The sequence below is a fragment of the Pseudomonas sp. 05N433 genome (genome assembly GCF_056396925.1).
Genome location: NZ_JBFTML010000098.1, coordinates 1 through 9,100 on the forward strand (window position 1 = coordinate 1; position 9,100 = coordinate 9,100).

Consider the following 9,100-nt stretch of genomic DNA (forward strand, 5'->3'; position numbering starts at 1 on the left):
GACGAACACACACTGACGTGGCACGTCCATGGTTCTGCGGCCGTAGCTCTCGCGATAGGTGTCGGTCGAGGCGGAAAAGAACTGCTTGGCCTTAGTGCTCTCGGCCTTGTTGAAGCTGTCCAGCTCACCGAGCTCAACGATCCATTTACCGCGGATCGCCTGAAAGCCATCCTTGTCGCCGAGGGCAAACGGTGTGTCCATGAACCACTCACCACCGAGCACGCTCATGGCGGTCGACTTACCGGCGCCCTGCGCGCCTTCGAGGATCATCACCGAGTCGGCTTTGCAGCCAGGCTTCATCACCCGCGCCACGGCGGAGATCATCCAGCGTTTGCCTACCTTGGCGGTGTAGTCGCAGGCCGGTACACCCATCACGTCAGTGAGCCAGGCTTCGAGGCGTGGCACACGGTCCCACTCCAGCTTTTTCAGGTACTCACGCACCGGGTGAAAGGCATGGTCGTGGGCGACCACACTCACGGCCTCGATCACGTGCGAGGACTTCACGCGCAGGTTGTACTGCTGCGCGAGCCACTTCATCACGCGCACGTCATCGATGTCGGCCCACTCACCGGTGCCGCCGCCATAGGGTGCGGCACGCAACTTGACGATCTTCGAGCTGAAGGCGCTGTAGCTGATCACCCCGGCCCAGCGTTCGTCGTGAGCCAGGATCAATTCGACGTTCTGCATGTGCGCGATCAGCGCGCCGCTCTCGCTGCGGGCGAGCTGATCTTTCCAGCCACCGGCCGCCGGCGGACGGACCACGGCGAGCACCTGACGGCGTACCGCCTCCAAACCTTCGGCGACGTGCAGGTCGTTGAAGTCGGTCCACTTCTCGTGACGCTCGACCGAGAAGATCGGTGCGACCACCTGGGCACCGACGATCAACGCAGCATTGCTCGCCTTCTCCTCACCCGGGTTCCACACTTCGCCGTTGGGCTTGATGGTCTTCCAGTCGTCATCACGGCAGATGATCAGTGGGCAGCCGGCAAAGCGTTCGCGCATAACCTTGCACACGGCGAGCAGGTTGCCCGCATCGAAGGCCACGGCCACGGCAAGCGACGTCGCCATGTGCAGGCTGGCGCCGGTGGCGTAGCCCTCACAGACCAGCACCGGCTCACCCGGTACCGGATGCGGACCGAGTAGGTGGAAGGTGCCCTCCTTCGCCATGCCGTAAGGCCAGTAGGATTTGTCGCGGCCGGTGTCTTCCTGCTTGTTCGGGAAGATCACCTGCAGGCCCATGATTTGATCACGGGCATTGTTCATCGGGACCAGCACGGCGCCGGTACGCGGCGCGTAACGCACTTTGATACCGACAATCTGTTTGCGGTCCAGGTAGTCGCTGCGCCCGGTGGTCGGCATGCGCTCGAACAAACCCTGCGCCCTTTTCGCGGCCCGCCGCGCAGCGTTGTTCGCGATTTCGGCGGCGCGGCGCTTGGCTTCTTCCTGGCGGGCGCGCATCACTTCACGCTCTTCCGGCGACATCCGGCCGGCCTTGACCTTGATCTTCTGCGTCTCGCCCGAACGCCAGTCACCAAAGGCGCCGAAGATCAGCGTGTCGCCCTTCTCCGTGCGCTGCTCGTGAACGACGTACCAGCCGTTCTTTTCCTTACCCTTGTCCTGCGACGTCTTGCAACGGGTCAGCTTGCCAAACACCAGCGGCTGCGCCGGCTCCAATCCGTAATCGGCGAATTGCCCCAATACCTCATCGAGCATGACGAATCCCCCGAATCTCAGAGAGGGATTGGCAGCTGATGCACTGCGAGCAACCCGGTTGGGCCAAGCGACGAGCTTCCGGAATCGGATCGTCACAGGCTTCGCAGAACAGCAAGGAATGGGCAGCGTTTTCTGCCTTGGCAGCGCTGCGCGCGGCCATGGCCTGATCGATGCGTTCCTGCACCAGATCGTTGGCAAAATCAGCGATATCAGCCACGGTCGGCACCCCGCGTCGTCTGGTTGACGTAGGTGGCGCGGTTGAACAAACCCAGCAGCCCTTGAATGCCACGGAATACCTGCAGGCGAATCGCTGCCAGTTCCTGATCGGTGACGACGCCGTCGCCGATGCTCTTAGCCCAGGTCTCGGCCAGATCCGCCACCTGCCGGAAGTATTCGGCGATACCCGTGGTGAGGGTTTCGGGCATGTCGTTGGTGTAGGTCTCGGCCAGCTCTTGCCAGATCGTGTCACCGACCAGCGCATGCACCGCATCGAGAATGCGGCGATCTTTGGTCAGTTCAAGGATCTCGCCGAACTCCTGAATGTTGATGGAGTGGCTCGGGTGGGTTGGCGACAGCTTGTGCTGCAGGGTGGTCGGGTTGCGACCCGTGGTGGCGGCAATGGCCGCAGCACCGCCCGGGTAATCGCGAGCGGCGTGGTACAGCGCTAAATCGAGCGGCAGGATTTCCCGCTGCGCCCGTTCCAGAGAACTGAGAGCGATACGGCTCATGGCATTAATCCTAAAAATTGCCAGTGCCGCGCGACAGARRTTGGTGATACATTTGCCGCGTGGTCTGGAGAGGCCCAAACGCCGGCGAGGTTCGTAAGACCAACACCGGCACCGTGCCGGGGCGAACAATCCGTTGTTCACCCCTGGCGCAACAGCTGCCAGCTCTGTGGTAAGAACGGCAGCAACCCCAAGGCTTCCGAGCCTTGGAAACGCGATGAAAGTCGGCGGCATGTGGTGTGCGCACCTACTGACATCGCGGCCCAACAGCATTGTGGTGATGCTATCGGGAGGAACTGGGCGGCCCTTGGGTCGCCTTTTTTCTATGCAGCCTTCTGGGGAGCGGATTTTCCAAGTAACCAGCAGGCGTCGAATGGATTGCCTTTTTCCTGCGCAGCTGCAGCAAGCAACTTCGCGTACTCAGTTTCACCTGTGTAATCGGTGCGCGGTAACGATGCTGCTAGCCTCCACTTATTGAGAGCTTGGTAACTCCGTCCACACACACGTGCTGCGGCACTGATACCGCCAACCGCCTCAAAAGCGAAGGCAATAGCATTAGGGAAACTTTGTGGGTCTAGCATGACTGCCTCCTTTCAACTGTCGGTTGATAATAATGTTCAACTGACAGATTAGCAATCATTATGTGACTATCAACCTATGATTGATAAAGAATCCGAAAGATACATGTTCGCCGAGCGGCTTCATGCCGCACTCGACGCTAATGGCATTCGCCAGCGTGGCCGAGGGGCTGACATCATTAAACAGCTCACCTCCAAGGGAGTCGTTAAGACCCCCCAAGCCGTTAGTAAATGGCTCAATGGTGCGGCTATTCCTGAAATTGATAGTTTGACCGCCTTATCCGCCTGGCTAGGTGTGCGGAGAGAATGGCTGGAGCATGGAGTCATGCCAGTCTTTCCCCATGAAGCAGGCAATCAACAAGCAGTGCATGACGAGAACGTTATTGCCGTAACCTCAAGCATGAACAAAGTACCGCTGATTTCATGGGTTCAAGCCGGCGCATGGTGCGAAATAGCTCCTACCGTCGAGCTTCTCCATGCAGAACAGTGGGTGCCCTGCCCCGTAAATATCAGCAGATCCGGATATGCGCTTCGCGTGGTAGGAGACTCAATGACAAATACTGGCCCGGGCCGTAGCTACCCCGAGGGCTGCATAATTTTTGTCGATCCGGATCTCGCTGTGAACAATGGTGATCGAGTGATTGCGTCGCTACCGAGTAGCAATGAAGCTACGTTCAAGGTGTTTGTGAAGGATGCTGGAAAGCATTACTTGAAGCCTATCAATCCCCAATATCCCATCATTGAAATGACAGACGAAATGCAAATTTGCGGAAAAATTGTGGGGGCATTCACTCCAGAGTGAATGCGACACGCTACTTTTTCATCCGCCAGTTGTTGACTTAATTTAACCACTGGTTGATATTTGCCTCACTCTTTACCACAGAGCGAGGCAATACCTATGCGCACCACCGCAACCCTGCATGTCCATCCGGCATGCGTCAGCAATCGCAAACTGATCGAACAGCTGCAGCTCGCTACAGGCTGCCTGGTCGTAATCCATAACAGCAAGCCCAGGCTAGTTGCCAAAACTTGCCAGCCCTCTCCTCTCGATCCGAACGGCGGAGGGCATGCGGCATGATCAAGTACAAGATCGACAACCGCACCCTGCAGTTGCTCAACGCCCAGGTCAACTTGACCGAGACCTTCAATCACGTCCTTCGGACAGCGCCTAAGCGGGAGTGCCTGGCATTCCGCCTCAAGGCTGAACGCGGCACGGTGGAGAGCACTTTTATCGTCGAGCTGGGCAGTGAACGCCACACACTGACCCTGCAGAACGACAAGAAAATGCACCTCAAGCTGGCCGACTTCATCGAAGAGATTGCTAACGGGCCAATCGACCCGAGCAACACCGGTGACGTGGTGCATCGGCCGCACGCAGATCGCCAATACGGTCACTTTGAAGTCCAGGACAAACAACGCGTGCTCGAGCTGGTGCGCACCGGCGGCGTGCTGAGCCTCGACATGGGCTTCGATGTTCCTTTGCATGTCGTTGTGCATCGCCCGCACACAATCGCCTGCATCACCGCCATCCTCAGCATCGGCAAAAAGAGTCCACGCACACGGTGCTTCACCGCGTGTGGAACCGATGTCGAGATCTACGGCAAGGTCACCGAGTCCATCAACCACCTCGCTGCAACGGCAACCCCTGCCGCGCACGCGGCATGAGGAGGACGCCATGGAACGTACCCTCGCGCAAGCAGCAGCACAACTCGGCCTGACCCGCCCCAAACTGATCGACCTCATGCGAGCAAAAGGCTTGCTCAAGGGGAATTTGCCTGCCGAACCCAAACGCGACAAAGAGTATCTGCGGGTCAAGGACAGCCCTTGGTATGACGAGAAGTACGGCCTGCAGTACAGCCAGTCGACCCGGGTCAGACAATCCGGCATCCGTTGGCTGGCTGACCAGTTGGGCATCGATCTTCCTGCCATCTCGGCAGACCGCCGTGACGTGGCCTAGAGAATACGCCCGCCAGATCATCGCCATGCGCACACGCGAGGAGCGCAACGCCGCGCTCCTCGAAGTGCCCGAACATCTGCGCGAGCTGACCCGACGCCACTGCCTGAACGCGTGGAACCACCCGGCACGAAAACAACGCAAGGAGGCTCAACAAGGCCATGAGTAACACAGCACAAAACCCGCTTCGCCTGCACCCGGCGCCCGAATCGGCCACCGTCGAACTGCTTTATCGCATCTTCGGCGACGTCCTGATTCCGCTGGAAAAGGTACGCGAACAGTACTTCCGAAACCTCAACGAGCAGTCGTTCGTGACGGAGATCAACAGCGGCAGGATCCAGCTGCCCATCACCACGCTGGACACCAGCCGCAAGGCGCTCAAGTACGCGCACATCCGACACGTCGCCTCACTCATCGACATCCGCGCCTACAAAGCCGACGAGAGCATGCAACGCCAACAGGACGAACCCAAACAAGCAGAAGCAAATTTAGAAAGGGAAAAAGATGGAAATCCATAGCGAAACTCTTGCCGAGGACGAGTTGGTCGCAATCACCGGATATCAACGACCTTCATTGCAACTGGACTGGCTCAATCGAAATGGCTGGAAATATGTACTTACGGGTTCAAGACGTCCCGTTGTCGGCCGTGTATACGCCCGATTGAAACTGTCCGGTGTAAAGCCTTCATCTGAAAATATTGCGGCTGAAGCCTGGTCGCTTGATCTTTCACGTGTGGGGTAAAAATGCGACCAAGAAAGGCAGCAAATCGGGATCTGCCACCTCGAATGATCAGGCGGACCAGGTCAATGAAAAGTGGATCAGTGTGGGTCGGGTACTACTACGACGGAAGGGATGACCAGGGGAAGAGGAAGGAAATTCCTCTTGGTAGCGACCTAGATATCGCCAAGGCGGAATGGGCGAAACTTGATTGCAAGCCAACTCCGCAAAAGAACACCCTGCTTGGAAAAGTTTTTGACCGATATGAGGCCGAGATCATTCCAGGGAAAAAGCCTAGAACCCAGAAGGACAACTTGCTTTCGCTTACACAACTCAGAAAAGCATTCAATGACGCACCTATCAATGCTGTGACACCGCAGGTGATAGCCCAGTACCGCGACAAGCGGACAGGCAAGGTTCGGGCGAACCGCGAAATCTCACTGCTCTCGCACATCTATAACATCGCCAGGGAATGGGGTATCACCGACAAGGAAAACCCAGCCTCTGGGGTGCGCAAAAACAAAGAGACGCCACGTGACTTTTACGCTGATGCTACGATCTGGAATGCCGTCTACGGCGCCGCGGTACCAGAACTCAAAGATGCCATGGACCTGGCTTATCTTACTGGCCAACGCCCTGCTGATGTTCTGTCCATGCGCGCTACGGATGTAACCGAAAGCTTTCTGCAGGTTGCCCAGGGCAAGACTTCGAAAAAGCTCCGCATTCGTCTCGATGCCGGCGAGATCATTAACGGCTTGGGTGAGCTGATAGAAAAGCTGCTCGCACAACGGAAGGCGCGCGCAGTCCGAAACCCATACTTGATCGTCACGGAGGACGGTCGCCGCGTGACCGCACCAATGCTTCGCCTACGGTTTGACGATGCGCGAAATATTGCCATCGCGAAAGCTCTAGAGGACGAAGATGCGCAACTCGCTTCGAACATCCGACAGTTCCAGTTCAGGGATATCCGGCCTAAGGCAGCTAGCGAGATTGACGATCTTGGGCATGCCAGCAGACTGCTTGGGCATACAGATAAGCGCATAACAGAAACGGTTTACCGACGCGTCGGTGAGATCGTGAAACCTACCCGATGAACCCGACGATCGATTGAATTCGTACACGAGTTTTCTTAACCGCCGCTCTTTCTCGAAGTACGGCTCTCGGCCGGAGGCGGACATTCGAGAAGGACAACTTTCGGCTGTGGATTCAACCGGTCGACGCAACAGATTGGCGAAATCGTTCGGTATTCACCGGCTTTCCGGCATCAGCCAGCCCTTGGGTGGCCCGATCCAGGTAGACAGTGTTCCACAGTACGATAGCAGCTGTTACCAGGTTGAGGGGTTTGGGGAGCAACGGAACAGAAAGTGCACTTAAGCCCTACCTGTAGCAGCCGCTGGGTCTGATCCTCCTCGAATATTCCCCCTGGATCTCGAGTCCCCTCATCGACAACTACAATCGGGTTTCGAACGAGAAGCACCTACCCACGCTGGCTCAGATGCGCAGGAGCGTGCATCCGCCGATCCCCGGAAGGGCCTATCCAAAAACTGCCGGTTGGCCGGCTTCCGGGGCATAGGCGGCGCCCCTGCTACGCTGAATTCGCAGACGGGCATATCTTCACCCCTGCTGCGCCTTGACGCGACCAGATCAAGACGGGCCGAGGGAAACATGGTGCAACCGATGAACTTGACACCGTATGTCGCCTAATTAAGTGCAAGGGAGTTCAGCAATGGCAATCATCAAGTGTAAAGAGTGCGGCAAGGACAAGAGTCAGACGGCTGAGGTATGCCCTCACTGTGGTTTCAAGCAGCGCAAAACAAGTTTTGTCACATGGCTATTCGCTATCCTCATCGGCTTGCCGATGCTTGCCAGCATCTTTATAGGCGCAAGCCATGAGAATCCTGCTCCAAGGTCGATGACGCCAGAAGAACTTGCTGTAAAGAAAAAAGAAGATGCAGCCACCCAACGAGCCGCTGCTGGCGCTGTTCTATTGAAGAAGGCGATGCGTGATCCGGATAGTTTTAAGCTGGAGTCAGCTTTAGTTATCGATGGCAGCGGAGCGGTTTGCTATAACTACCGAGCAAAGAATGGCTTCGGCGGTGTAGATCGGGGCCATGCTGTCCTTTCTACAGATGGCAAAAGATTTAAGACTGATGATATGGATGGCTTTACTACGCTTTGGAACAAAGAATGCGCGAATAAATCAGGCTCAGAAACGGCAACTGCAATTAATTGGTTCACTCTGTAGCACACCAGGTTCCTGGGGGTATATCGCTTCGCGCTGGACTGTTGGAGCCGACGTCGAATTGACCCAGTTGCCGAGATATCACTGACCCGGTCTGATTTCTCGCGAACCATTACCTTTACTGGATTTGTACCGGTATGGAGGTGGGTTAGTCTTGCGCCAGCACGTGGGTCAATTTGGCGTTGGCGTCAACAGCAGTAGTCAGCCAGGCGTGGCAGGTTCTTTGCCGCCAGGCACGAATGTCGCCACATGACACAATATACTGAATGGGTTCTATCCCATCTGCAGGGATACCGTCTTACACTCACATAATTACGCTAAAAGGAAGTTTTGATGATTGTGATCGTAAATCTTTTTTTGATCTGTCTAGTGCCCTTCGTCACGTATATTGTTTTCTCGGTCGTGGAGGGAGCTCGAAATAAAGTTCTGACCGCTCTCGGCGGCGCCGCTGCCTTTGTGCTCATCGTCCTTCTCCTGCCGAGTGCGAATGAGAAGGCCACGCAGAACGCTAGCACTGCCTCTAGCGCTCCATACTCCACAGTCGCTCCACGCGAAGAGGCGCCAACTGTGGGGATTACTCTTCGCAACTACAAAGAAAAAGGAGATAGCGTGCAGCTTGAGTGCTCAGGCTCCACCGGCAACATCACATGCAAGCCTAAAAAGTGAATAGAGCCTCAGATCCCGTTTGTCGCTCGGCGTTGCCCGTCCGCTTGCTTGGTGTATCGCAGTCTTTGCCGTTACTGCTACTAATTCTTTTTTTTCAAAATTGTGCGCGCGACAATACCTAACCATCGCGTTCCGCAGCTTCTCCGCTCTGGCAGGACCGCACCTGGAGCAGAGTGTTATGCACATGAGTAAACCGATTACTCTGTCATAATGACCTGAATCTTATCTAGGCTGGATCCACCATAACGCTATCGTTATACGCAGTCTCGTTCTCTTACCTTGACTCGGCTTCGCACTCGGACAGCATCGGCGGCGGGATCGAATCAAAGGGACATAAATCCTTAACTGTTCGCTGGGTAAAAGTCTGCCGACTACGACCGGCCGGTATGGGTCCAGAGTGTGTAAAAACGCTCATAACCTGATCGTCTTGAGCCATTGACGTTCGTTGGCTGAGCGATCGCACGGTCAATGCTTCGAGTCGCACCGGTCGCGACCTGGAACACGT

13 protein-coding genes and 1 pseudogene are annotated in these 9,100 nt (G+C 56.4%); 9 read left to right on the top strand and 5 right to left on the bottom strand.

Annotation, left to right across the window (positions count from 1 at the left end; all coding sequences use genetic code 11):
* The 4 genes from AC1DIS_RS29280 to AC1DIS_RS29295 form a co-directional block, all read right to left on the bottom strand.
* On the bottom strand, nt 1-1,713 hold a 1,713-nt coding region (locus AC1DIS_RS29280), incomplete at its 3' end, for a VapE domain-containing protein (protein ID WP_477781271.1).
* Nucleotides 1,703-1,930, bottom strand: coding sequence for a TraR/DksA family transcriptional regulator (locus AC1DIS_RS29285; protein ID WP_477748781.1), 228 nt, complete (start codon nt 1,928-1,930; stop codon nt 1,703-1,705). The genes AC1DIS_RS29280 and AC1DIS_RS29285, both read right to left, overlap by 11 nt.
* Nucleotides 1,923-2,441 carry a phage regulatory CII family protein gene (locus tag AC1DIS_RS29290; protein ID WP_262117356.1) on the bottom strand — a complete coding sequence of 173 codons (519 nt, stop codon included), beginning with the start codon at nt 2,439-2,441 and terminating at the stop codon, nt 1,923-1,925. Before AC1DIS_RS29290 ends, AC1DIS_RS29285 begins: the two co-directional genes overlap by 8 nt.
* A 320-nt stretch (nt 2,442-2,761) precedes the next feature.
* Nucleotides 2,762-3,019 carry a hypothetical protein gene (locus AC1DIS_RS29295; protein ID WP_477748780.1) on the bottom strand — a complete coding sequence of 86 codons (258 nt, stop codon included), beginning with the start codon at nt 3,017-3,019 and terminating at the stop codon, nt 2,762-2,764.
* A 76-nt stretch (nt 3,020-3,095) separates the two neighbouring features.
* Here AC1DIS_RS29295 and AC1DIS_RS29300 point away from each other — a divergent pair, with 76 nt between their 5' ends.
* From AC1DIS_RS29300 to AC1DIS_RS29330, 7 genes are all read left to right on the top strand, one after another.
* Nucleotides 3,096-3,818 (top strand): LexA family protein, encoded by a 723-nt coding sequence (locus tag AC1DIS_RS29300; protein WP_086946418.1) that lies wholly within the window; start codon nt 3,096-3,098, stop codon nt 3,816-3,818.
* Between the two features lie 272 nt (nt 3,819-4,090).
* Complete coding sequence (locus AC1DIS_RS29305; protein WP_477748779.1) at nt 4,091-4,681, top strand: hypothetical protein; 591 nt, start codon at nt 4,091-4,093, stop codon at nt 4,679-4,681.
* A 10-nt stretch (nt 4,682-4,691) separates the two neighbouring features.
* Nucleotides 4,692-4,973 (top strand): phage antirepressor KilAC domain-containing protein, encoded by a 282-nt coding sequence (locus AC1DIS_RS29310; protein WP_477748778.1) that lies wholly within the window; start codon nt 4,692-4,694, stop codon nt 4,971-4,973.
* Nucleotides 4,960-5,139, top strand: coding sequence for a hypothetical protein (locus tag AC1DIS_RS29315; RefSeq protein ID WP_433782856.1), 180 nt, complete (start codon nt 4,960-4,962; stop codon nt 5,137-5,139). Before AC1DIS_RS29310 ends, AC1DIS_RS29315 begins: the two co-directional genes overlap by 14 nt.
* A complete protein-coding gene (locus AC1DIS_RS29320) occupies nt 5,132-5,488 on the top strand; it encodes a pyocin activator PrtN family protein (protein ID WP_477748777.1) in 357 nt (118 codons plus the stop codon). The genes AC1DIS_RS29315 and AC1DIS_RS29320 overlap by 8 nt, the downstream gene beginning before the upstream one ends.
* Entirely contained in the window at nt 5,475-5,711 is a 237-nt protein-coding gene (locus AC1DIS_RS29325; protein ID WP_477748776.1) for a DUF4224 domain-containing protein, read from the top strand. Before AC1DIS_RS29320 ends, AC1DIS_RS29325 begins: the two co-directional genes overlap by 14 nt.
* 2 nt (nt 5,712-5,713) lie before the next feature.
* Entirely contained in the window at nt 5,714-6,781 is a 1,068-nt protein-coding gene (locus AC1DIS_RS29330; RefSeq protein WP_477748775.1) for a tyrosine-type recombinase/integrase, read from the top strand.
* A gap of 145 nt (nt 6,782-6,926) precedes the next feature.
* Here AC1DIS_RS29330 and AC1DIS_RS29335 read toward each other — a convergent pair.
* Nucleotides 6,927-7,025 (bottom strand): annotated as a pseudogene (locus AC1DIS_RS29335) (Tn3 family transposase); the annotation flags it as partial.
* Nucleotides 7,026-7,413: 388 nt separating this feature from the next.
* Here AC1DIS_RS29335 and AC1DIS_RS29340 point away from each other — a divergent pair.
* On the top strand, nt 7,414-7,932 hold the full coding sequence (locus tag AC1DIS_RS29340) for a hypothetical protein (RefSeq protein WP_477748774.1): 519 nt from the start codon (nt 7,414-7,416) through the stop codon (nt 7,930-7,932).
* Nucleotides 7,933-8,262: 330 nt separating this feature from the next.
* Entirely contained in the window at nt 8,263-8,595 is a 333-nt protein-coding gene (locus AC1DIS_RS29345) for a hypothetical protein (protein ID WP_305445857.1), read from the top strand.
* The last annotated feature ends 505 nt before the right edge of the window (nt 8,596-9,100 follow it).

Bases quoted from the DNA above. Each gene is read 5' to 3' on its own strand.
- AC1DIS_RS29320 (WP_477748777.1), top strand. From the start codon at position 5,132: ATGAGTAACACAGCACAAAACCCGCTTCGCCTGCACCCGGCGCCCGAA.
- AC1DIS_RS29305 (WP_477748779.1), top strand. From the start codon at position 4,091: ATGATCAAGTACAAGATCGACAACCGCACCCTGCAGTTGCTCAACGCC.
- AC1DIS_RS29340 (WP_477748774.1), top strand. From the start codon at position 7,414: ATGGCAATCATCAAGTGTAAAGAGTGCGGCAAGGACAAGAGTCAGACG.
- AC1DIS_RS29325 (WP_477748776.1), top strand. From the start codon at position 5,475: ATGGAAATCCATAGCGAAACTCTTGCCGAGGACGAGTTGGTCGCAATC.
- AC1DIS_RS29310 (WP_477748778.1), top strand. From the start codon at position 4,692: ATGGAACGTACCCTCGCGCAAGCAGCAGCACAACTCGGCCTGACCCGC.
- AC1DIS_RS29330 (WP_477748775.1), top strand. From the start codon at position 5,714: ATGCGACCAAGAAAGGCAGCAAATCGGGATCTGCCACCTCGAATGATC.
- AC1DIS_RS29295 (WP_477748780.1), bottom strand. From the start codon at position 3,019: ATGCTAGACCCACAAAGTTTCCCTAATGCTATTGCCTTCGCTTTTGAG.
- AC1DIS_RS29345 (WP_305445857.1), top strand. From the start codon at position 8,263: ATGATTGTGATCGTAAATCTTTTTTTGATCTGTCTAGTGCCCTTCGTC.
- AC1DIS_RS29300 (WP_086946418.1), top strand. From the start codon at position 3,096: ATGATTGATAAAGAATCCGAAAGATACATGTTCGCCGAGCGGCTTCAT.
- AC1DIS_RS29290 (WP_262117356.1), bottom strand. From the start codon at position 2,441: ATGAGCCGTATCGCTCTCAGTTCTCTGGAACGGGCGCAGCGGGAAATC.